The 23913-nt window shown below is 50.6% G+C and carries 20 protein-coding genes; 11 read left to right on the forward strand and 9 right to left on the reverse strand.

The features are described 5' to 3' along the window. Nucleotides 1-122 precede the first annotated feature (122 nt). From DFT_RS25050 to DFT_RS11310, 5 genes are all read left to right on the forward strand, one after another. Nucleotides 123-320, forward strand: a complete 198-nt coding sequence (locus tag DFT_RS25050) for an FmdB family zinc ribbon protein (protein ID WP_076750518.1) — start codon at nucleotides 123-125, stop codon at nucleotides 318-320. A gap of 67 nt (nucleotides 321-387) precedes the next feature. Next, nucleotides 388-2469, forward strand: a complete 2082-nt coding sequence (locus DFT_RS11295; protein ID WP_054032432.1) for an ASKHA domain-containing protein — start codon at nucleotides 388-390, stop codon at nucleotides 2467-2469. Nucleotides 2470-2482: 13 nt separating this feature from the next. Then, complete coding sequence (locus tag DFT_RS11300) at nucleotides 2483-3463, forward strand: 4Fe-4S dicluster domain-containing protein (RefSeq protein ID WP_054031296.1); 981 nt, start codon at nucleotides 2483-2485, stop codon at nucleotides 3461-3463. After that, the gene (locus DFT_RS11305; RefSeq protein WP_235506207.1) at nucleotides 3460-3942 is read left to right on the forward strand and encodes a FeS-binding protein; all 483 of its coding nucleotides are present in this window, start codon (nucleotides 3460-3462) and stop codon (nucleotides 3940-3942) included. The genes DFT_RS11300 and DFT_RS11305 overlap by 4 nt, the downstream gene beginning before the upstream one ends. A 97-nt stretch (nucleotides 3943-4039) precedes the next feature. Beyond that, nucleotides 4040-5368 (forward strand): adenylate/guanylate cyclase domain-containing protein, encoded by a 1329-nt coding sequence (locus tag DFT_RS11310; protein ID WP_054031297.1) that lies wholly within the window; start codon nucleotides 4040-4042, stop codon nucleotides 5366-5368. A gap of 22 nt (nucleotides 5369-5390) precedes the next feature. On the opposite strand, the gene DFT_RS11315 is transcribed toward DFT_RS11310, so the two are convergent. The 9 genes from DFT_RS11315 to DFT_RS11355 all read right to left on the reverse strand — a co-directional run bounded on the left by DFT_RS11315 (nucleotide 5391) and on the right by DFT_RS11355 (nucleotide 18583). Next, on the reverse strand, nucleotides 5391-6110 hold the full coding sequence (locus tag DFT_RS11315; RefSeq protein WP_161807131.1) for a glycosyltransferase family 2 protein: 720 nt from the start codon (nucleotides 6108-6110) through the stop codon (nucleotides 5391-5393). Between the two features lie 74 nt (nucleotides 6111-6184). Continuing rightward, on the reverse strand, nucleotides 6185-8137 hold the full coding sequence (locus tag DFT_RS11320) for a glycosyltransferase family 4 protein (protein WP_054031299.1): 1953 nt from the start codon (nucleotides 8135-8137) through the stop codon (nucleotides 6185-6187). A gap of 178 nt (nucleotides 8138-8315) precedes the next feature. Continuing rightward, on the reverse strand, nucleotides 8316-9491 hold the full coding sequence (locus DFT_RS11325; protein WP_054031300.1) for a class I SAM-dependent methyltransferase: 1176 nt from the start codon (nucleotides 9489-9491) through the stop codon (nucleotides 8316-8318). Nucleotides 9492-9599: 108 nt separating this feature from the next. Continuing rightward, nucleotides 9600-11069 (reverse strand): tetratricopeptide repeat-containing glycosyltransferase family protein, encoded by a 1470-nt coding sequence (locus DFT_RS11330; protein ID WP_054031301.1) that lies wholly within the window; start codon nucleotides 11067-11069, stop codon nucleotides 9600-9602. Beyond that, entirely contained in the window at nucleotides 11059-14115 is a 3057-nt protein-coding gene (locus tag DFT_RS11335; RefSeq protein WP_076750520.1) for a tetratricopeptide repeat protein, read from the reverse strand. Before DFT_RS11335 ends, DFT_RS11330 begins: the two co-directional genes overlap by 11 nt. A gap of 270 nt (nucleotides 14116-14385) precedes the next feature. After that, entirely contained in the window at nucleotides 14386-16158 is a 1773-nt protein-coding gene (locus DFT_RS11340; RefSeq protein WP_054031303.1) for a tetratricopeptide repeat protein, read from the reverse strand. A gap of 501 nt (nucleotides 16159-16659) precedes the next feature. Beyond that, nucleotides 16660-17043, reverse strand: a complete 384-nt coding sequence (flaF, locus tag DFT_RS11345; RefSeq protein ID WP_054031304.1) for a flagellar biosynthesis regulator FlaF — start codon at nucleotides 17041-17043, stop codon at nucleotides 16660-16662. Next, complete coding sequence (locus tag DFT_RS11350) at nucleotides 17024-17422, reverse strand: flagellar biosynthesis repressor FlbT (protein ID WP_054031305.1); 399 nt, start codon at nucleotides 17420-17422, stop codon at nucleotides 17024-17026. The genes flaF and DFT_RS11350 overlap by 20 nt, the downstream gene beginning before the upstream one ends. A 315-nt stretch (nucleotides 17423-17737) precedes the next feature. Then, nucleotides 17738-18583, reverse strand: coding sequence for a flagellin N-terminal helical domain-containing protein (locus DFT_RS11355; RefSeq protein ID WP_054031306.1), 846 nt, complete (start codon nucleotides 18581-18583; stop codon nucleotides 17738-17740). A gap of 717 nt (nucleotides 18584-19300) precedes the next feature. On the opposite strand from DFT_RS11355, the gene DFT_RS11360 reads away from it, so the two are divergent. The 6 genes from DFT_RS11360 (at nucleotide 19301) to fliE (ending at nucleotide 23900) form a co-directional block, all read left to right on the forward strand. Further along, a complete protein-coding gene (locus DFT_RS11360; RefSeq protein WP_054031307.1) occupies nucleotides 19301-20374 on the forward strand; it encodes a sigma-54 interaction domain-containing protein in 1074 nt (357 codons plus the stop codon). A gap of 58 nt (nucleotides 20375-20432) precedes the next feature. Then, nucleotides 20433-21140 carry a FliH/SctL family protein gene (locus tag DFT_RS11365; RefSeq protein WP_083453450.1) on the forward strand — a complete coding sequence of 236 codons (708 nt, stop codon included), beginning with the start codon at nucleotides 20433-20435 and terminating at the stop codon, nucleotides 21138-21140. Nucleotides 21141-21554: 414 nt separating this feature from the next. Next, a complete protein-coding gene (locus DFT_RS11370) occupies nucleotides 21555-22529 on the forward strand; it encodes a sigma-54 interaction domain-containing protein (RefSeq protein ID WP_054031309.1) in 975 nt (324 codons plus the stop codon). Nucleotides 22530-22710: 181 nt separating this feature from the next. Then, the gene (gene flgB, locus DFT_RS11375; protein ID WP_054031310.1) at nucleotides 22711-23133 is read left to right on the forward strand and encodes a flagellar basal body rod protein FlgB; all 423 of its coding nucleotides are present in this window, start codon (nucleotides 22711-22713) and stop codon (nucleotides 23131-23133) included. Nucleotides 23134-23135: 2 nt separating this feature from the next. Continuing rightward, the gene (gene flgC, locus DFT_RS11380) at nucleotides 23136-23588 is read left to right on the forward strand and encodes a flagellar basal body rod protein FlgC (RefSeq protein ID WP_054031311.1); all 453 of its coding nucleotides are present in this window, start codon (nucleotides 23136-23138) and stop codon (nucleotides 23586-23588) included. A gap of 3 nt (nucleotides 23589-23591) precedes the next feature. Next, entirely contained in the window at nucleotides 23592-23900 is a 309-nt protein-coding gene (gene fliE / locus DFT_RS11385) for a flagellar hook-basal body complex protein FliE (RefSeq protein WP_054031312.1), read from the forward strand. The last annotated feature ends 13 nt before the right edge of the window (nucleotides 23901-23913 follow it).

A 23913-nucleotide genomic window follows, 5' to 3' on the forward strand; every position in this document is an offset into this window, starting at 1 on the left:
TGACCTGTCAAGCTTGGCAGCGAGATCCATCTCTTTACCTCCGTTGTGAGGGCCTGAAAGGGTGAGGTACCCTTCAGGCCCTTCACAATAATAGAGTCCCTGGCTGCAATGAAGGAGAAGAAATGCCCATTTACGAGTACCAATGTAAAAAGTGCCATCACTGTTTTGAGAGAATTGTATTTTCGAGCGACGAGTCAGAAAAGATCGAATGCCCCAAATGTGGCCACAAGGAAGTCACACGATTAATCAGTTGCGTGAGCGCGTTTGAAGGCGCCAAAAGCGGCTTTTGTTCTCCGGGTTCTTCCTCGGGCTTTTCATGAGCCGGTTGAACCCTTGGTAGCGGTCCGCTACTCAATCACAGAGGCCAAAATCGAAGAGAGGTCCAGCATGGGACAATGCCTTTGCCATCCTGAAGTGGAGACCAGTTATCTCTGCATGAAGCACAACGTCTATCTGTGCGATGACTGCCTCACTTGCCGTGATCCGGATATCTATTGTAAATTTCGGCCATCCTGCCCGATCTGGTTTATGAGCAAGCGAAAGGAAGGGTGGGATGCCGAATCCGCAGAACAGGTGAACGCCTCGACGTTTCAGATAGAGTTCCAGCCGGAGAATAAGACGGTATCGGTACCTGTCGGCAGCACCCTGATCGAAGCGGCCAACGCGGCCGGCGTCTTCATCAACGCGTCCTGTAACGGGAAGGGGGCTTGCGGCAAATGCAAACTGGTCGTGGTTTCGGGCAAATCCGAAACGACTCCCACCCCGTTGCTCAGCGTCCAGGAAAAGGCCAAAGGTTACGTGCTGGCCTGTCAGACGAAAATCACCGGCGACCTGGCCGTGCGGATTCCCGAAGAGTCGCTTCAGCAGCGCCTGAAGGTGGCCGGCATGGGTGAATCCGCCACCGCCAGACTCAAAGGATTGGTCCCGAATATCGAGCCCATGCTCAAGGAAGTGCATCTGACGCTCTCACCACCGACCCTGGACGACTCGGTGAGCGACCTGGACCGGCTTCAGCGCGGGCTGAAGGCTCAGGGGTGCGATCTGGAATGCCTGAACGTGGGGCTCCGCGTCATCCGGCAGTTATCCGAGGCTGTGCGCAAGGACAACTGGAAGGTCACCGCTTCGGTGATCCGCCGGAAATGCGCCAATGAGATCCTTGAGGTCCGACCGGGCGGTGAGGGGGATCGCGCCCTCGGGCTGGCCATCGACGTGGGCACCACCACCATCGTCGTCTACCTGGTGGATATGGCGGATGCAACCATTCTCGGCGCCGCATCCGGGCACAACCGTCAGGCATCCTGCGGCGACGATGTGATCAACCGCATCGTCTGTGCCGAAAAGGATGGGGTCCAGAAGCTCAGTCGAATGGCCTTGGCCACCATCAACAGCCTGATCGGAGAAACGTTGGACAGCGTGGGAGCGGATACCGACGACATCAGGAACGTCGTCATCTCGGGCAATACGACCATGGCGCACTTGCTGCTGAAAATTGAGCCCCGCTATATCCGCCGGGAGCCTTACATCCCGACCATTTCGGAGTTTCCTATCCTGAAGGCCGGTGACATCGGGATCAGGGCCAATGCCATCGCCGCCGTCTTCGTCATGCCCGGGCCGGCCAGTTATGTGGGCGGCGATGTCGTTTCCGGTCTGCTCTACGCCGGTTTCCATCGCCAGGAAGCCATCACGTTGTTCATCGACGTGGGCACCAACGGAGAGATCGTGGTCGGCAACAACGAGTGGTTGATGACAGCCGCGTGCAGCGCGGGGCCGGCCTTCGAAGGCGGCGGCATCCGCTGGGGCATGCGGGCCGAAGAGGGCGCCATAGAGCAGATCACCATCGATCCGGACACATGGGCGCCGACCTTTGTCACGGTCGGCGGCAACGCCCCACGCGGCATTTGCGGCTCCGGCATGATCGACCTGATGTCCGAACTGCTCAATGCCGGGGTCATCGATCGCCGCGGCAAATTCTCCACGGACCGTGAGAGCCGATTCGTTCGCCATATCAACGGCGAGTGGGCCTATGAGCTGGCGCCCGCCGATCAAACCCCCATGAACGAAGAGATCATCTTCACCGAGTCGGATATAAGAAACCTGATTTACAGCAAAGGGGCGGTATATGCAGGATTCACGACCCTGTTGAAGGTGGCTGGACTCGATTTTTCAGTGGTCGAAAAGGTGATCATCACCGGCGGTTTCGGCCAGTACATCAACATCGAAAAAGGAGTTCGCATCGGATTGCTTCCCGATATCGAGCGCGACAAATTCGTCTACCTCGGCAACAGCTCCATCGTGGGAGCTTACATGGCCCTGCTTTCCGAGGTACATCGCCGCGAAGCCGCGCAGGTGTGCAAACAGATGACCTATATCGATTTCTCCAGCCATCCGGGCTACATGGATGACTTCACTTCGGCATTGTTCCTGCCCCACACGAACCTGGAGATGTTTCCGAGTGTGGTTGGCTTTTAAGGAGGTCCGATACATGTCACTCTCACGCAGAACCTTTCTAAAAACCGGTGTGGCCGCTGCCTGCGCGGCTTGCGCATCCCAAGTGCCGAAAACCGCGTCCGCCGAACAACCCAGGGTGAAGGAGCTGGCCACCTTGATCGATATCCGTAAATGCATCGGGTGCGAGGCGTGTGTGGAAGCATGCCGCGATGCCAACGCGGACAAATACCCGGATCCCAAAAAACCCTATCCCAAAATGTATCCTTCCCGGGTCAAGGTCGAGGATTGGTCCGACCCGGAGGGCCGGGAGACCCGCGATCGGCTGACTCCTTACAACTGGCTCTTCATCCAGGAAGTCACCGTCACCCACAATGGCGAAGAGATAACCATGACGATTCCCAGGCGTTGCATGCACTGCCAGAATCCGCCCTGCGCCGATCTTTGTCCATGGGGCTCGGCCCGTAAACTCAAGAACGGCATCACGGTAATCGATGCGGACCTGTGCCTGGGCGGCGCCAAATGCAAATCGGTCTGCCCATGGGACGTGCCTCAACGCCAGACCGGGGTCGGCATGTACCTGGACCTGTTGCCCGCATTTGCCGGCAACGGGGTCATGTACAAGTGCGATCGATGCTACAACCGCATCGCAGAAGGCGAACTGCCGGCCTGCATCGAGGAGTGCCCAGAGCAGGTTCAAACCATCGGTCCCAGGGATGAGATTCTGCGCGAAGCTCACCGGCTCGCCGAGTCCGAAGATCTTTATATTTACGGAGAACACGAAAACGGCGGCACCAACACCATTTATCTCTCGCCCGTTCCGTTCGAGCTGATCAACCAGGCCATCCAGCAAGGGGAAGGCAAGCCCCATATGAATGCGGTGGCCGATCAAATGGCCCACGCCGACAACCTGGCCAAGGCCATGGTCATCGCCCCGATTGCCGGAGTGGCGGCCGCCGTCGGAAGAGTCTACAAGGCCATCAAAACCTCGGAAGAGAAGCAGGAGGTGACCAGGTGAGCCGACCGATTTTGCCCAATAAGACCATCGCGGAACAAGTCTGGATCAAGCCGGTCTATATCTTGATATTTCTATTGATGGGGTTGACCGGATTTGCCCAGATGCCAATTTTCAAGCGGTACTATATCGCCGATATCCCCGGCCTGGGGTGGCTGGATCAGTATTACGTGACGCACACCATTCACTATCTGGGCGCCATCGCGTTGTTGGCCCTGATTGCATATGGCCTGGTGACCTACTGGGCCTTACTGCGTAAGCAATACCGCCTGACGGTTCTGGCCTGGATACGCGTCGCGCTGCTGGCCGGCATTGTCGGCACCGGTATCTTCCGCGTCCTGAAAAACCTCCCGGATGTGGTCTTCTCGCCGGGGTTTACCATGTTCATCGATATCGCCCACCTGGGCTTCATGATGGCTTACCTCGTCATGGCTGGCGTTGCCTTAGTCGCCAAAAAAAGATGGCTGACGGCCAAGGTTTGATGCGATACGGCCATGCCGGACGGATTCATCCCTGATGACATTTGACTGACAGGCGTTATGTTGAGCCCATCAAACAATGTTGCGTCAGGGTGGAGGCATGGCAGCTAAAACAAAATATGCAAAAAGTGGCGATGTGCACATTGCCTATCAGGTGGTGGGCCATGGAAACCTGGACCTGGTCGTCGTACCGGGCTTCGTGTCCCACGTCGAGTACATCTGGGAAGAGCCCAGGGCGGCCCGTTTCCTGAATGGCTTGACCGATTTTGCCCGTTTGATCCTGTTCGATAAGCGGGGAACCGGACTCTCCGACCGCGTGGGTACCGTGCCGACCCTCGAAGATCGCATGGATGACGTGCGTGCGGTCATGGATGCCGCCGGGTCATCCCAGGCCGTCGTCATGGGGATTTCCGAAGGTGGCCCCCTGGCGCTCCTTTTTGGCGCGACCTATCCCCAGCGAACGGCGGCATTGATCATTTACGGCAGCTTCGCCCGGGCCATCCGCACAGCCGATTATCCTCACGGCATCAGCGAGCAAGAGTTGTCCACTTTCATCGATCACCTGGAGCGGCACTGGGGCGGACCATGGGGCGTGCGTCATTGGGCGCCCAGCCTTCAGGGCGATATCGCCTTTCGAAACTGGTGGGCCGCCTTTCTTCGGTTAGCCGCCAGTCCTGGAGCAGCGGCGACCACTTTGAAAATGCTCATGGAGATCGATGTCCGCCACATCCTGCCGGCGATCCAGATCCCCACGCTCGTCGTGCATGCCTCCAGGGATCGCATGCTCAGCATCGCCCATGCCCATTACCTCGCCGATCATATTCCCGGAGCCAAATTGGTCGAGGTGGACAGCGAAGACCATTTTCCATTCATTGCCGCACCGGATCTGATCGTCGGAGAAATCGAAGAATTTCTCACCGGCGCCCGCCATGAAAAGGAATCCGACCGCGTACTGGCAACCATCCTCTTTTGCGATATCGTCGATTCAACCAATATGGCCGCCGCCAAGGGGGACCGCATTTGGCGTGATCTTCTCGAGCAGTATTATCAGCTGGTCAGAAAAGAGCTGAGCCTTTTCCGAGGCATGGAAATCGACACAGCCGGCGACGGACTGCTGGCCGCCTTCGACGGGCCGGCCCGCGCCATCCGCTGTGCCCGCCAATGTGCCGCGAAGGTGCACACGCTCGGACTGAGATTGCGCGCCGGTTTGCATACCGGCGAGTGTGAAAGGATCGGTGACAAGCTGAGCGGTATTGCAGTGCACATCGGTGCCCGTATTGTTCAACACGCTCAACCCGATGAGGTCCTAGTATCCGGCACGGTTCGCGACCTGGTGGTAGGATCAACGATTCAATTTGAAAATCGGGGCAAACACATCCTCAAGGGCGTTCCCCAGGAGTGGCAGCTGTTCGCCGTGACATCTGCGTGATGTGCGATGCGGCGAGGGGGATTCAGGCATCCATGGTTGCGGTTGTCTGCTTCTCAATCTCGTGAGCAACTATTTGCCGGGCCTTCTCAAATTTTTCAATCAATTGTGTTGTGTTTTCGGGTGTCAGGGATTTGCCCTCGAACGCCATCATACGGTAGAGTTCTCCGGTCACCCACTTCTTGCTGAAGTAGAGCATGTCCTTGATTTTGATCATTTCAATACGCGGGTTGCCGCTGTTTCCCGAAGCACCATGATCATGCACACCTCTTGCTAGGGCGATGCGCCAGATCTCCCATCCTCGCGACCTGGCGGTAAAGGAATAATCGCTGTCGCTGCCGATAAAGACAAGATTTTTATCCATCAGCCCGATCTCTTCGATCATCTCTCTGCGCAGAATCATGCAGGCGCCGTTGGCCCAGTAAACCGGCTCGCTCTCTTTAAAACGGTGGAGGGGTCCATGGAGATGTTTTCCCAAGGGAAAGGCATCGAAGCATCCTGCCCAAATCACATAATCGGCCTGTTGGGGATGGATTTGAAGGGGGGCGCCGATGCCGCAACGCGGGTTGCGGTTCATGAAGTTGACCATCTCCTCGACTGCGTGGGGTTCAAGGTACATATCTTGGTTTAACAGGATCATGTATTTGACCGGCTTTTTAAGAAAATGGCGAATCCCTTCATTTATAGCGGCGGTAAAGTAGATGTTGTCCTCTGAGTTGTTGCGGATGAAGATGTCCACGGGCATGGTTTGGCGCCGGAGATGCAGCAGACATTTATCCAGTTGTGTTCGATTTTTATAAAATGGAATGATGACCGGTATCATATCATGCCCTTGGATAGGATGGTTTCAGCCACCTGGATGCCCGTTGCGGGCTGCCTGTTGATGCTGTTTTGAATCGGTTCTGTTTTGAACGGCAAAGGTGAATCGAAAATAAATGGGGAAGGGTATTCGTCGCAATGGGTAGCGCGGCCTGGGATAGGTGTCAATACGGTGCGTCCCACTTCGGCCAGTTTACGGAATATTAAGAAATCTAATGGAATTTTTCCGTTGCAAAAATGACGAAACACTTGCTGATCAGCCTTGAGCGTGCCGGCCTTGACAGCGAACGTCATGGTCGTTGAATTGGTATGTTTCCAATGGGATGAAGAGGTCAGAATCACTTTTGTGTTTTCTCCGCCACTGGATACCAATGGATTAGGGCTTTTTGCCATATACTTGTCGGCATGATCATAAAGGCTCACATAATCGGCGCGTTCGAGCCCCTCTGCGATGTATTGGGGACCTTTGGGCTGGTGCAGATAATCGTCCTCTACCAGGTAGACCGACTGGGCATCATCAAAGCCCACGGCAATGTTTAGAGCATGGATGAAGCTTGCAGAATTTCCGAGAGATGTCCTTTCGATAGAGTTGGAAAAACGGCTCAAGAATTCGATGGTCGCCTCACTGGTGTTGTCTGCGACGATAATCAGGTTGTCGTTTCCAAATACCTCGATAAAATTCAAAAAACATTGACGCTTGTTGATTTGCGGGATTTTGGTGCCACCATTTCGGTGATCGCAAATACGATAAATAATTTTCAGTTTGCTGTTATCAGCAACACGTTGTCTTGGAGGTGCCTTAAGTGCGTCCGTATTAGGAAATGAAATTTTCATTTGGGCCTGATTGAATGTTGTATTGGATTGTGATTGATAACAATTAGAATTTTTATAAGGTTTTGAATTGTAACCCTTTCTGATGATTTCCATTGATCTACTCACAAGCGCTTCGACTTCAATATCGATGTGAAAACGCTTGGCGCTTCGAAAACATGCTTCGTAATCGAATTGATGATCCAGGATATGCTCAAATTCTTCAATGGTGTTTGCTTTATACCCATTGACGTCATTAATTATCAATTCAGGCAAAGCGCCATTGCAAGTTCCCAGTACAGGGGTCCCCTTGGATATACTTTCAAGAATAGTTCGACCGAATGGCTCAGACATCTGACTGGGCATCAAGAAAAGTCGCGCCTTGGAAAATGCTTCTCTATGAGCTATGCCTCGCTTTAATTCACCTCTGAACTCGAAACCCTTGATTGTTTTACTCAGCTCCATTAATTGATTTTCAAGGGGTTTGTTGCCCGTTCCGTATGCCAAAAAGTTCTTTTCTGGATGTCTTCTGGCCAGTTCGACGAATAGGTCCAGACCTTTTGTTCGCCAGCCCCAGTTCAGTCCGGCTACCCATAAATAATAGTCCTGACGGTCGGAAGGGGGACATAAGAAATACTCATCTTCTGATAGCCCTGTGTGCAAGGAGAATGATACCGCCTGTTGCCATTCGGAGTTAGGGTCAACCCATTGGTTGAACTGAAATTCAGAAACAAAACGGTACCAAGTATTTTCACGAAAGGCAAACCACTCGCTTTTCTTTTTCGTATCCGGAACGAATTCATGAAATGTGCAAATTATTGGAATGCCCAAAGACTTCAAGGACTCAGCAGACCAGAAACTTTGAGACCAAATCACATCGGGTTTAACTTCTTTGATGATGGCCGGTAGGCTTTGGGCAAAGGGCCAAACATTTTTTTCAGGGCCAGGCAGTGGCGGAACATCCGATTCAATTATTTCAAACGGATATTCATTGATAACTGTTCTTTTGGGTACGATACAAACAAAATCCTTATGAGTATTGTGCAGACCCCAAGCTAAGTTTTCCACACATGCTTCTATGCCACCGTACGATATGGTAGGAAATTGCTGAAGGTCGCGACTCCCAATCAATGCAATTCTCATAATGAAAGCCTAAGATGCTGACTTGTTTTGCCCTGAAAAAGTAAAAGTATTTATATTTCAAAACAAATCAATAAATTCACTTTACAGCCTTTGGTATATTTCCTTAAAATAAGAATAAAAGATAATTGGCCCACTTAGGTAATGTTATCGTACAATTACACAACACCTCTTCCAGATATCACACCAAGCTACGTAAAAATTCGGGAAGATAACTTTGAGGCTTTAAATTTAGCAGGGTTCTTCTGTCACTTTGAAGGTCCTTAAAGGACAGGTGTTCTATCTCACGCATCGTCAAATCAAGCATGTTTTCAGCTTCACCTCGGCATACCACGCCGACCCCGAAATCGCAGTCAAGGACGAACACCCGTAGATCGTTGCGTGTGGACCGAAGCCGTACGACCGATTTCCACACATCACCGCACCAATTTCCATTCCATCCAGCAAGGTTCATTCTATGGGCAGCTTCCCAAGATTCGGCCGGTAAAGCAGATGCCTCGCTTGGCGGATTGCAGTCGTGCATGAGAATCAACCCTCCGTTTGCAAGAAAATCCAAAGCATTGGATACATCTTGATAGGATTGATGATAAGTGTTCAGCCCATCCACGAAGGCCACATCGATCTTTTGCTTGTCGAATATCAAAGGTGCATGTCGTGCAAAAAATACATCCGAGGTTAAATAGTAGAATTCACAGCTATCGACCAACTTAAATGTCGGCGGGGGATTTTCGTTCGTGGCCCTGAGCGTAAGGTGAACGGCTTTGCTGGAACCGGACTGCAAGCATTTAAAATGCGTCACCATCACATTTGTCATCATTTTGTCGACGAAGTCTTGAGATGGTGTCGGATCAACACCATATTTATTTTTAGCATCGATATTACAGAAGCATTCTCCTGCGTCTATACCAATTTCCAGATAGGTATTCGCTTTGGTATGATTTATGATTCGTTGAATAATTTCGAAATGATTCAATGAATTATCATTCGTTTCAAATTCGGATGGGAAAGGTTTATCCATCGCAGCAAGACGATCCTGAGCAATCTTAAGATGAGGGTTACACTGTAGAGATTGCCGATAACTTTTAATAGCATCATCCTTTTTGCATTGATGCGCATACGTTTCCCCGAGATTATAATGATATTCGGCAATTAAGGGATTGACGTCAATCGCTTTCTTGATGAGTTGCCCGGCTTCATTCAGTTTTCCGCGTTGCAACGAGAGGACACCCAGTAAATTCAAAGCATCAGGATCAAATGGATTTTGGGAGAGAATAGTTCTATAAAGAACCTCCGCGGCTTCTAACTCACCAGTTTGATGGATTGCCATGGCATCTTTTAAAATGGATTCTATTTTCATTATGTTTTCGCTTTCTATCTAGGAATTGGCAATAAAAAAATAAAGCAAATTTCAGGCCATCATCTTTTGTTTAACATGATCCGAAAATTTTCCGGGAAATAGATGATGCTAATGATGTGAAGCAGGAGACCACTGTTTAAGTTCCTCGACCAAGGTAGATACCAGAGCCCTCCAATCATCTTTTTCTGGTTGTCTAAAAAGGCGTGCCGTCGGATACCATGGGGTGTCCGAACGGATTTGAAGCCAACGCCAATCGGCTGCATGAGGCAATAGAATCCACACTGGTTTTCCCATGGCGCCGGCCAGATGGGCGGTGGCTGTATCAATGGAGATGACCAGATCCAGATGACTGATAGCTGCTGCTGTCGCATGAAAATCAACTAGAGAATTACCCCAATGTATCATATTGGCATGTTCGAGAAGGTCGGCGGTGATACCTGGCGGCAATTGTTTCTGCAGACTAAAAAATTGTAAATTTGTCATTACTTTCGTCAACCTTGAGATAATTTCCCACGGGCAAGAGCGTCGGGGGTCTGTTGCGCTTCCGGACCATACAAGACCAATGCGAGCTCCACATCGAGAAGAAAGTCGGGATTGCCACCGGGATACTTCCACTGGCGAAGGATGCAAATATGGTATTTGTGCTGGGATGCTTTCTATAGTCGTTCCGAAAAGAAGCGGAAGGCTCATCAGTGGAACATAGAGATCATAATCTATTTCCCGAGGCTTTAGACGGCCAAAGGGAATGATTCGATCGACAGATGTTATGTGTTCCAACAGAGATACGAGGGAGGCATGGACCTCAAGGGTTACGGTGCCACCTAATGCTTTGACCATCGGCATATAGCGGCAAAACTGAATGACATCTCCCAAACCCTGTTCACAATGCACCAATAGCCGTTTATCTTGAAAAGGTGCTCCATTCCAACGTAAGATGTTGAGTTGATGAGGGTATACTTGTCGCGCCGATTGGCGATGAAAACGCCATTCATATTCTTGCCATCCATTGCGGAAGTCTCCTTCAGCCAACAATGCTATCGCATGGTTGAAGTGTGCTTCAGGATAATTCGGATTCAGTTTCAGGGCGGTTTCATACCAGATTTTGGCTTTTTTCAGGTCGCCTTGATCGTGCCATGTCTTGCCAATGTTGTTCAAGGCCTTCAAATTTTCAGGATCAAATGCCAGCGCCCGGCCATATGGGGCAAGCGCACCGTTTGATCTTCCTTCTTTATAAATGGTATTCCCCAAATTGATCAACGCATCGGTATCACGGGGATTTAAATCTATTGCGCAACGGTATGCGTTCTCTGCTTCCAAGAGCATATCCATTGCCTGCAGAACGTCCCCGCGGCAGCGATGGAAGCGTGAGTCTTTTGGATTGATTGAAAGAGCCTTGTTGAACTGTGACAATGCAGCATCCCAGTCCCCGAGTTCCATGAGGACACGCCCGTGAAGGTAAAACACATCCGGTTCGTCTGGGTAGCTCAAGGCAAGTCGAGCGTAGGCAATGGATGCAGCCTGCCAATTCCCGCTGGCGACAAATTTCTCGGCCTCTTCGACGAAAGCACTACTTTCCACAACCGCACAGCTCCTTTTTTATGGCTTTCGAGACAAAGCGGATCGTGTTTTGCCAATCTCCGGCTATGGGCTGTCGGAACAGCCTCACGGTAGGGTACCAAGGCGAGTCATCGCGTTGAAGCATCCAGCGCCAATCAGGAAGATAAGGCAACAATACCCAAGTGGGTTTTCCCATGGCGCCTGCCAAATGAGCTACAGCCGTATCAACGGTGATCACCAGGTCAAGGCAGGATATAGCTGCCGCCGTATCGCAGAAATCTCTAAAATGCTGGCCCAAATGGATAAAGCCTTCCAATTGACCGACCTTTTCGGAATCCCTTGGGGAGAGTTCCTTTTGAAGGCTGTAGCACTGAACGCCATCGAAATTGATTATCTCCTGAAAGTCTAAAACATCACAAGAACGGTTATGGTCGTTAATGTGATTGGGATTGCCGGACCATACGAGACCAATCTTAAACTTTTCACAATTTATTCGATCGCGCCATAAAGCGATCTTTTCGGGCCTGGGTGTCAAATAGGGGATGGAGTTTGGAATCGTCGACGGTGTGATGTTCAGGTGGCTTGGTAAATCCAACAGTGGCACATAAAAGTCTGCAGGCGCCAATTCCATTGATTCGGAACTTAATTTTTCCAAATGATCGACACCCGGAAAACCCTGAAAGATTGGCATCAACTGGGGCTGTACTTGAAATGTCACCAATCCACCAAGTGCTTTAACAATTGGCAGAAAGCGTGAGAATTGGATGGTATCGCCCAAACCCTGTTCACAGTGGACGATCAACCGTTTACCAGGGAAAGGTTTTCCGTGCCATCGTGGGATGTTGAAGCGGTGCGGATAGGCTTGTTCTCGTATCCTCCCTTCTTTGAACCGCCATTTATAATGGTACCAACCGGATTCAAAATCCCCTTGCATCAGGCAGGTCGTGGCCAGGCTGAGTCTTGATTGAATATCATCGGGCGCCAGGTCGAGTGAGCGCTCAAAATGATGGCGCGCCTGTGCCAAGTCGAGTTTTTTCAAATAGAGTTTTCCCGTTTCACGGTGAGCTTGCGCATTGTCAGGCTGGATCCGGAGCGCTTTTGTATACCATGTGATGGCAGCTTCAAGGTCATCCAGGTCCATATATACGTTTCCAAGATTGTAATAGGCCTGTAAATAATCCGTGTTGCAGCCGATTGCGCTGAAGAACATGGCCATGGCTTTTTCTGGTTGACGCATTCGTTGATATGCCAGGCCGAGGTTATTCATAGAAAAATAATCGAATGGATTTTGCAGAAGAGCGAGGGGCAGTGTCCTGATCGCATCTTCGTATTTTTCGGCTTCAAGATAAAGTAATCCCAAGGTGGCTAATGCGGGGCCATTCTCCGGATCCAACGCCAATAAATCCAGGTAAAGGTTCTCAGCCTTTGCGTATGATTTTCTATGATGCAGTGAAACAGCAGAGTTATATAAGCATAGGTGCGGCTCATGAGTGTAGGGGGCCTTTTTACGTTCTGCCCATCGGGATAAGTCATTGGCGATCGCCCTGAGAGGCACATCCCAATTACCTGGCTCTGTTTGCCGAAAAAGCTGCATGGAAGAATACCAGGGCGTTTTGATATCGAAAAGGAACCAGCGCCAGTCGGGAATAAAAGGCAAAAGCACCCAGACTGGTTTTCCCATGGCTCCAGATAGATGGGCTGCAGCTGTATCGATAGAGATGACCAAGTCAAGATTGGCAATAACCGCTGCCGTGTCGGAAAAATCCCTCAACTCAGGGCCCAATTGGATTACCCATTCAGCGCTATTGTTTTGTTCCCGGCAGACATGTTTTTGCAATCCATACCATTGTATGCCTGGTATTTCGGACAGGATTTTGAATTTATTGAGACTGCAATGTCGTGACGGATCAGCAGCCGAGCCCTGCCAAACCAAACCGATTTTTAATCCGGCACCCGATAATCGATCTGACCAATATGCAGTCTTTTTACGATCTGCGAAAAGATAGGGAGCGTTGGATGGTATTGTTTCGCGCGTGATGCCAAGTTTCCCTGGCAGGCTGAGCAAGGGGATACAATAATCACAACGAGCGCTTGGGGGGGTATCCAAGTTTCGTAGGATGACTTCGTCAATATAAGGTAACGACCTGAATAGATTGAACAGCGCAGGTCTTGTTTCAAACACGACGTGTGCGCCTTTTGATTTCAGCACCAACAAAAACCGACTGAACATTAAGACGTCGCCAAATCCCTGTTCATCATAAACCAGGATTGTCTTCCCATTCAGCGACTGACCTTCCCAGAGTGGCAGATCATATCGGTTCGGGTAACCGTTATTTTCGCCGAAAAAACGCAGGCGCCATTCATATTCCTTCCAGCCTTCGTGAAAATCCTGCAACAGCAAAAGCACCAAACTTAAATTGAAGTGTGCCTCGATGAATTCCGGCTGTAATCGAATGGCTTCGCGATAATGTCGGGCTGCCTCCTCGAAATGGTGTGTCAGGCGCGCCAAGTTGCCGAGATTGCATTGGGTGCGTGCACAATAAGGGGCGATTCGAACTGCCTCCATAAGCACACTTCTCGCCTCTTCGGTCCGATTCATTTTTGATAGACAAATTGCCAACAGGTTGAAAGCCGGAACATAATTCGAATCGATTTTAATAGCAGTGCGCAAATGGCGTTCGGCGCCATAGAAATCATGTGTAGAAAGGAGGATCTCACCCCAGCTGAAATGGGCTTTAGCATGATTCGGATTAATCCCTAAAACGATTTTGAAACATCGGACGGCAGCGCCGAAATTCCCATCATTTTTGTGGACCAATCCTTCGTTGTAGAGCGCTGGCACCATGGCGGGTTCGATAGCCAATGCCCTTCTGAACGACAGCAGGGCGGAATCGTATCGACCGCAAGCCATCCAGGCCAGACCGATCTCATTATGAAAGTCAGGTTGACCTGATGGAACCGATAATGCTTGGGATAAATGCTTTAATGCTTCCGGGTATTGCCGCTGAGCCAAGGTAATCAAGTCGTGGAGATGTAATGTATCCGTTTGGTGAGAAACATTATCCATAGTATTTAGACCTATCGAGTAGTCTCGATGGGCCCGATCGGGTTGAACCGCATTGGAGATATTCGTTGAAGAATGGTTGCGAAAATCTGATGTCAAACGACTATTCATTTGGTTGATTAATTTTTGGAATGTATATTTAAGTTAAGAGATCGCTCAAGATCGTCCATGTTCGATCCGTAGGTTGAATTTTACTGGCTTCGATGGCTATCTTGGTTTGTAAATCCGCGTGTAAATGATCTTGGAGAAAATGCTTTTTTGCTTCTTAGTTGGTCATGGTTCTGTTCTCTTTAAGTGCCTTAGCTCCTGCTCCATGGATGCAGTGACCGATGCCCAGTCCTTAGGGCGCGGCTGGCGAAATAGCGTAATGGTTGGATACCAGTGCGTGTGTTTACCTTCCATGCCCCAGCGCCAATCCGGAATATAAGGAATCATAATCCAAGCCGGCTTTCCCATAGCGCCCGCCAGGTGCGCTACCGAAGTGTCTACGGTGATGAGCAGATCGAGTTGAGCCAGAACTGCCGCAGTATCGGAAAAGTCTTCCAGTCGGGTTCCCAACCTTGTAATGTTGGAGTATGGATAAGCATCCAGTTGGCGCTCGGCAGCCCCCTTCTGAAGGGCGATAAATTGGATCGCTTTATGTTTTAACAGTGGTGACAGCGCTTCAAAGCCACATGACCTGATGGCATCGTTGCCATGTTCGGGCCGGCCGGCCCATACCAGCCCGATTTTCAATGGGCCAGGTGGCAATAAGCTTTTCCATTGGGCGGTTTTATTTTCAGAAGCCCTGATATAGGGTGCCCATTCTCCCATTTGCTGCGGCTTTAATTTCATCAGCCATGGAATACTCATCAGGGGGATGTAGTGATCGAATGACACTTTAGATGGACCATTTGATGTGCGCTCGACAATTTGGTCGATACCCAGGGTGTTTTCAAGCAATGGAATGATCTCGGGCCTTGTTTCAAACACCAGACGGCCGCACATTGATTTAGCCCAGGGAAGATATCGGACGAACTGAAAGGTGTCTCCCAGGCCCTGTTCGTCATGCACGAAAAGCGTCTGATTAGGGATCGTCCTGCCATCCCAGCGTCGGCCATGGATACGATGGGGGTAGATGGTGCGCCAGTGACTGAGGTTGAATCGGTGCTCGAAATCCTGCCAGCCCGACTGCCAGTTACCCTTCAACAAATTTAGCAAGGCGCGATTCCAACGGGCAACCGCGAGTTTGGGTTCGATTTGGAGCGCACGATTAAAATATTTCCCAGCGCGATCGAAATCTCCTATGTTTTTACAGGTTAGAGCCAAATTGTTCCAGGCCTCTGCGTAGTCAGGACGCAATTGGATGGCTTTGGAAAAATGAAGAATCGCGGCATCATGCCTCTCCATCAATCGATATACGCTGCCCAGATTATAATGACCTTCCGCGAGTTTCGGATCGAGTGCCAAAACCTGTTCAAAAGCCGTAATTGCTTCCGTATAACGCTTTGAATTTTTGAGCATGTTTCCCATGTTATTATGTGCGGGCAGCATACCTGGATCTAATGCGATTGCTTTTTGGTATTTCTCAATTGCCGCTGTGGTTTTGGCTTTTCGGGAATCCAATTCTGCCAGGTTAAACCAGGCCTCGGCCAAATCCGGAGAGAGTCGCGCAGCTTGTTCGAAGCATGAGCGGGCTTTTTCGAATTCCCCCTTGGCAAGGTAGGCCTTGCCGAGGTTGTTTTCTAGTTCCGCCCATCTCGGATTAATGACTTTGGCATGTTGCAGCCATTGTATCGCGTTTTCATTTTCCCCTTTGATTAAAAGCAGACTGCCCAGGCAAAATGCGCCTTTGGCGTGATCAGGATCGGCGGCCAGGAGTTGTCGGTAGTACTTTACGGCACCATCGAAATTTGATTGTGATTTCAAGCATTGGGCCATATTAAATAGCGCATCCGGCCAAGCGGGGCGCTCAATCAGAGCCTTTTGGTATAAGTTGGCTGCTTCAGCAAGACGTCCTTTCCGGTGGAGAGCCACCGCAAGGTTATATAAATTCTGTTCCGGCATTGTGGGAATAGTCCTTGGAAAGACATAGGGGATAGAAACTTTCGAGTCCATTTAAAAATTCGCGATCGTCGAAGGTTTGAGGGATACTTGCAATGCATAGTTTGCAATTTGCTTCGACGTAATCGAGATTCTGTTTCAATGGCTTTAAGTGCTTTTTAGTTGGCTTCATATGCTTTGTAAATCTTTCACCAAAGAATAAATCGGTTAAAACCGATGTCCTGATGCCAAGGGTGGGATGCCAGAAAACATTTATCACCTGCTCCAGTCCAGTGCATGAATCACAGCAAAATCAATGCCATGCCAAATTGGATCGTGAGTATTTTAACGCTTTCTATTTTAAGGAAATTACATGCGAAAAGGGGAGCAACTAATATTTCAGCGCCAATTCATCGCCGTTCTAGTAAGTTGTCGTGTCAATTTGATGGCTATACGTCAGGGGAGAGGGAATAGATGAGCGCCGCCCGCCAAAAGAGGAGTCGAGCGGCGCTGGTAATGAAAGAGTTATATGTCAGAGGCTGAGCCGCGGAGGCCGGCGGCGATGTTCTGGTTGATCCTGATCAAGACATTCAATTTATGCGATTCGGGAAAGGCCATTGTGTCGAAAATGCGCTGATCGATAAATCGGCTTAGATGAATAATATTCTGCTTGATATCATTCGGTAAGGGATTCTCTGGCCGGGATACCTCGACCTGAAAAAAGGTCCATATTCTTTGATTGTATCTCAACGCCGCATCCAGGCGTTCATTGCGATCCGGGGCACTCCAATTCTTCTGGCAATCCACTAACTTCAGTGCGCCCTGAGTCAAGACGCGGGCCTCGGTTTCCCTTCCGGACATGGACTGCTTATCAACTGACTGATAAGAATTAACTGCATTTTGTAACACGATCCAATACCTCCTGTTCAAAATCAATCAAATGTTGGGTTGATTTGAGCGCCTGATAATAGTTCCCTTTGAAGATCATTTCGTTGATGTTGTCGACCAACTCTATCGAACTGGGGGCGGCTTGCACAAATTCCCGGATCAATCTCCAGTAAGCTTCTTGATACTTTGTGAAATTTGGAGAGTCGACATACATCAATTGAATCGCCAAATAGATTCTCCGCGCCGGCGTAACGGCATCATCAGGAGAAAGAATATTGTTCTGACGCAAAATAGGAACGTTGTTCTCAATGACAAATTCTGATTTGTTGGCACCATTGGAAATAACGGCACCACCGATAATCATTTTTTCATTGGGCTTGAGTGTGATTTTCAGTGCCATTTTTTAATGCCGTGTGTCAGCAGGTAATCTTTTTCAACTGTTAATCGGGCTTGTACTTATATCGACCAAATGTCGGATAACTTGAACAGCATTTTTTATGCCATCAACTGGAAAAGGTGCCCTTTTGGCTCTTGGAGGAAATTGGTGATTGTTCTTTATTTCTTGAATTTGCGAAGTTTTTTAACTGTAGGTGTGCAGGGAAGAATAGTTTCTCAACACTCTTTTGTTCAAATATATACATGGTAAAGGAGCGTTGCTCCTTTACCATGTTTTGATTGCACCTAATTGGAATGATCTATCCTAAAGAATAAAATCTTAGAATAGTCTCAATACCGATTGTGCGGCCTGGGATGCCAGACTCAATGAGGTGGTACCCAATGACTGACGCGTCTGCAGCATCAGCATATTGGCGCCTTCCTCGTTCATGTCAGCATTGGTCAGGTTGCCGGCACCGTCTTTCAGGGTGTTGATCATGTTGTTGGTGAAGTCCTGACGAATGGTGATGGTGCTCAGGTTGGTAGACAGTTTTTGGGCCTCCGACCGTAGCGAGGTGGTAGCATTGTCCAGGTTCGTGATAGCCGAGTTGATCGTTTCCAGGTCTGCCATCCCGCCAGTGCCGACCCAAGCATCTGTAGCTATGGAGATAAGGCTCAGGGTAGCGCCGGTGGAACTGGCATCAAAGCCGGTCATGGTCAAGCTGGAGTCGCCCTTTTCATCGAATTTAACCGTGTGAGTGACAAGAGTGCCATCAAGCAGGTTCACGCCCTTGTAGCCGGAGTCCTCTGCCAGGAGATCGATCTGGCAAAGCACCTGCATGTATTGGTTCTCCAATGTGTTCAAGGAGGCGGTATCCGTCGCGGAAAGGGCAGACTGTGCCAAAGACTTGGCGGAGGCGATCAGAGAGGTGATGGCTTCCACGCCGTCGTTGGCAGAAGCAATCAACTGGATCGATTCGGCCATTTCGTCTTTGCGCACGGCAAGGTCGTCGGCGCGTTGGGTGTGCTCCAGGGCGGTAAAGTAGTTGACCGGGTCGTCGACCGCCTTCTGTACACGCTGTCCAGTAGCCAGACGGGTTTGGGTGGTTTCCAGCATGTTCTGGGTTTTCTGCAGGCTGAACAGGTTTTTTCTCATGCCGGAGGTAAGGGTAATTGGATTAGCCATGGTGTTTCTCCTTTTCTAGGATGTGTTGTCGGCCTTCTGGCCTATTAAGTGAAATTAGTTATGCCAATCGAATCTTTGCTCAAATCAGGTGGCGCATGCTCTCAACTGCCGCGTCGCCTCCTTTCCCGCTCGGATTGCGCCTGACAGCATAGATATCGGCCGTCGCCAGTGGGACTTGAGTACTATTTTCACTTGAGTTGAAATTATCTGGGGTTTGTGGTTTTGAGGAGACTAAAATATGCAATATGCATATTGCAAAATTAATTGCCGTTAAGTGTCACGATTCATTTTGATAGTTCGGATGGAGCAGGCCAATATTTTGATCATTTCTCCATTAACGAACTATAAAAATATATATTTCAAATAAATAAACATAATTTTAATCGTATTATGTCAACATGGATAGTATGATTTTAAAGGGTGGAGCGCACATGGCCTAACGGGAGAATCATCTGATTTGACCGTTTTGAATTTGCAATATGCAAAACGTTTTTGGAGGGCTCCTCTCTCTTTGACTAGGAATATCAATTCGCTCGAACTGTTCTACGCATTTTTTTTCATGTCCGAAGTCTTGTTGTCATTAGAAAAATTGAATATCTAAAAAGGTGTAACCAAACCCTAATAGAATAGGCAGAGTTTGATGGCATATGCCTTGCTAAGCCTAAGCCCGTTATCCCATCCAGCATCCATAAAACCCGAACCAGATGGAGGGCGAGCGTGCAAAACGGGGCAGTTTGTCCAAATGCCGGCGCAGAGACCGGCAAATGCCATTGCGATGATTTGGCTCATGGCGGACCTGCGGAGCGAATCAGTTTTCACGGCGTTGTTGGGAAAAGCCGGTCCATGCAGAACGTGTTCAAACTGATCGAACGAGTGGCCGATAGCGACAGCACCATCTTGATCAATGGTGAAACCGGTACCGGCAAGGGGTTGGTGGCCAAGGCCATTCACGCCAGCTCCTATCGAAAAGACAAACCGTTTGTCGCCATCAACTGCGGCGCCATACCGGAAAACCTGCTGGAAAGCGAACTGTTCGGGCACGTGAAAGGGGCCTTCACCGGCGCCACTTCCGCCAAGGTCGGGAAATTTGAAGTGGCCAACGGCGGCACCATCTTTCTGGACGAGATCGGGGACATGAGTCCCGATCTGCAGGTCAAGGTGCTCAAGGTTCTTGAAGAGCGTGAATTCGAACCGGTCGGCGGGTGCAAGACGGTGAAGGTGGACGTGCGCATCATCGCCGCCACCCATCGCGACCTGGAAGAGGCGGTTCAAAAGAACAATTTCCGCGAAGATCTGTTTTACCGATTGTATGTCATCCCCATCCAGCTGCCCTCCCTGAAAGATCGCCAGATGGATATCCCCCTGCTGACCAATTTTTTCATGAGCAAGCTCAACCGCGAAAAGAGAACGCAGGTAGAGAACATCACGCCGCGCGCCATGGAAGCGCTCATGCGACATGCCTGGCCGGGCAATGTTCGGGAATTGGCCAACATGCTCGAACGCCTGGTTGTGTTGAAGGGCGAGGGCACTCTGGACGTTGAAGACCTGCCCACAAAAATCAAGCCATCAGGAGAGTTCCAGCCGATCCCGGCAATGGACATGGCGATGCCGGACCTATGCCGGGAAGGGATTTGTCTGAACACTGCGGTCAGTGAATTCGAAAAAAACCTGATTTATCAATCGCTGGAGCAGACCGACTGGGTGAAGAACAAGGCGGCCAAACTCCTGCAGGTCAAGCGAACCACCCTGGTCGAGAAGATAAAGCGCTACGACTTGCAAAAGTGCGCTTAAGCCGGATCGAACCGGATCGAACTGACGCATCGACAACGAAAGGCGGGCCGCATTTAGCATGGAAAAGGCAGACCCTCGTAAGGGCTCGGTTGGGCCGTGTGTGTTTCGCACCTTATCAACTCCAACTCGAGAGGCTTCGTTTGACAGTGCTGCTACCGGAGATGGGGACGGATCCGTTTGCTTCAGGCCCTCCTGTTGGTCTGACAGCCGCAATGAGGGTAAAGCCGACCCACTCAATGGAAAAGACCTGGCGGTGCACCTCGAGGAGGTGCAGCAGCTGGCATTCCAACGCGGCTTGGGCAGCGGCCGGGAAGAAGCCTGCCGCATGGCCCAGGCTTCTGTTTTGCCACACCTCAAATCCCTGATCCAGAGCTTGAGCGGCTTAATCCACCAGATCAAAAACGCAGAATCTCGTACCAGCGCCAACGCGGTCTCTCTGGCGGCCGACATTGTTGAACGAGTGATCGGGGTCTCATCCGGTTCGTATGATTTCCAGGGATTGAAAAACGATTTAGGTCAAGCCGTAGTGAAAGCCAATCAGTTTCGAATTCGATTGAACCAGGAGGATTGGACCTACCTGAAAGAGTTGTTGGAAAACGAACGACTTGCCTGGCCCGAGCATCCCTGTGTCGTTTTTCAGGCAGATGCCGAGATCGAAAAAGGGGATTTTCGGATTCAGGACACGGGCGACGAGCGCGAAACAATCGATAGGCATGTCGCCCGGCACTTCGCTACTTCACAGCGTCCAAACACCAGTCCAGCATGACCCAAGCACTTCACCGACCCATCAGCACCAACCTGTGTTGCGTCAACAAAGTGACAACCTTACAAGCCACCTCACTTGTTAAAGGTCGACATTCTTCGATTTTGACCCATTCTTTATCCCGTTTTGCAGCTGGCATGTTTATTGCCAAAATCCATTAATCGTCGAATCAGAAAATTATTGACGGCTATGTAAAAAGTCGGGAATTCGCTCTTCCCGTCATCCCGGCGGAAGCCGGGATCCATTATTTTCAATAGGTTCTGGATGCCGGCGTTCGCCGGCATGACGCCTCTGCGACTTTTTACGGTTTTATCATTATTGACGCCTTAAAATGGATGGCTACGTCAAAAGCTGTTGTCGGCCTTCTTGCCGTGTCGTCAAAATGGGTTTGAATCAAATTGATATCAGCCAACGATCATGAATGAAACTTGCGGCAATTTGATTGCCAGCACAGAAGGCATGCGGCGCCTGCTCGAAATGGCCAACCGTATTGCCCCCTCGTCCGCGACCGTATTGATCCAGGGCGAGAGCGGAACCGGTAAAGAGATACTGGCCCGGTATGTCCATGCCCGCAGCGGACGGGGCGATCAACCCTTCGTGGCCATGAATTGCGCCGCATTGCCCGAGAACCTGGCCGAGAGCGAGCTGTTTGGATATGAAAAAGGGGCCTTTACCGGTGCCGTATCCCAACGCTGCGGGCGCTTCGAGCGGGCCAACGGGGGGACGCTTTTGCTCGACGAGATCAGCGAGATGCCGCTGCCGCTGCAGGCCAAGCTGTTGCGCGTGCTGCAGGAAAAAGAGGTGGAGCGGATCGGCGGCAGTGGCGTGATCTCTGTCGACGTGCGCGTGATTGCCACCACCAACCGTGATCTTGCCGAAATGGTCAGGGAAGGGGCGTTCCGCAAGGACCTGTTTTACCGGCTCAGAATCGTTCCATTGACCCTTCCGCCGCTGCGGGAACGGCGCGACGATATCCCGCTGCTCATCGATCATTTCATTCAAAAATTTCAATCCGGCCGTTCAGGGGATATACCGAGATTCATCGACTCAGCGATGGAGACCCTGTTGAAGTGGCCCTGGCCGGGCAATGTCCGCGAGTTGGAAAACACCGTGGAGCGGGCGTTGCTGCTTCGCGGCGGTGATGTCATGGGGCCGGAATTGTTGTTGCTTGATACGGATATGACGGACGGCCCGAGCGAATCGACGGCTCTTCTGGTCGGCATGACCGTCAGGGAACTCGAAGAGCGGCTCATCTGCCAAACGTTGAAGCACGTCAACCAAAACCGCACCCATGCGGCTGAAATGCTCGGCATCAGCATCCGCACCCTGCGCAACAAGCTCAGGGAGTACCAGACAGAAGGCGAAGCCATGGCGCAAGACGGCAGACCTTGACCGCAGGTAGGCAAGCTTTGCCGCACCTGTCGGCTGAATGACACCGGCAGTCCTGTCGACGAATCTCTTCAAAGTTAAAATAGTCATAACAAATCAATCAGATAAGCCCATGCGGGAAGATGCCTTTGCGATTGGTACATAAATTGCTCAAGCTTGAAAAACGATTGGAGGCACATCAAATATGGACACCCATACGCTTTTCGACAAGACCATTGACCTGGCTCAGCGAGCGCTCGACTTACGTTCCCGGCGTCATGAAGTGCTCCTTTCAAACATCGCCAACGCCGACACACCAGGCTACAAGGCGTTTGACCTGATGGTGGAAGAGGCGCTCTCCAGACAAACGCCCAAACAGGGGCAGCTTCAGATGCGTCGAACAGATGAAGGCCATCTTCCGGCCGGCGGTCCTGACTCGTCAACAGCGGTTCCCCGCAAAGTGGCGCTTACTCCCCAAGTGACCTTGAGGGGCGATGGCAATACCGTGGACATGGATCGCGAGATGTCGGCCCTTGCGGCCAATCAACTCCAATACCGGATGTCCACGCAGTTGATCGCAAAGAAATTCCAGTCGCTACACAATATCATCAAGGGGGATAGGCAGTAGATATGAGTTTTCTGGATGCCCTTCAAACCAGTGCCAGCGGCCTTAGCGCCCAGCGCCTGCGAATGAATCTCATCTCCAGCAACCTGGCCAATGTCAATACCACGCGCACCGAAGACGGTGGTCCTTATCGAAGAAAAGACGCCGTTTTTCGGGCCACAGAATCGCAGGCCCCGTTCGGGGATCAATTGAACCGCAAGTTGACAGGAAATCGGCTGGAACAGGCCAATGTCGGTGTGGAGGTGACAGAGATCAGGGATGACTATCGCCCGCCGATCCTCAAGTTCGACCCCAATCATCCGGACGCCGATGAGCAGGGCTATATATCCTTGCCCAATATCAATGTGGTCGAGGAGATGGTGAATATGATTTCGGCCACCCGCAGTTATGAGGCCAACGTGACGGCGATTAAAGCCTCCAAGGACATGGCTTCGGACGCCATGGATATAGGAAGGTAATCGATGAGCTTGATAAATTCCATACATACCAGCGTACTGCCGCCATCCCAAAACGGCATCGCATCGGCGGCCCTGGAGAAGAATGATTCAAAGGCGACCTTCGGTCAATGGCTCGAGCAATCCCTTGGCGAAGTGAACCAACTCCAACAGGCATCCAACGATGCCATGCAAAAACTGGTCGCCGGCGAGACTCAGGATATCCACGGCACGATGATCGCCATGCAGAAATCGAGTATCGCCATGGAGTTGACCGTTGAAGTGCGCAACAAGATCATCAGCGCTTATGAAGAGATCAAGCGCATGCAATTCTAAATTGTACATGGTC

Source organism: Desulfatitalea tepidiphila, from assembly GCF_001293685.1.
Taxonomy (GTDB): Bacteria; Desulfobacterota; Desulfobacteria; order Desulfobacterales; family Desulfosarcinaceae; genus Desulfatitalea; species Desulfatitalea tepidiphila.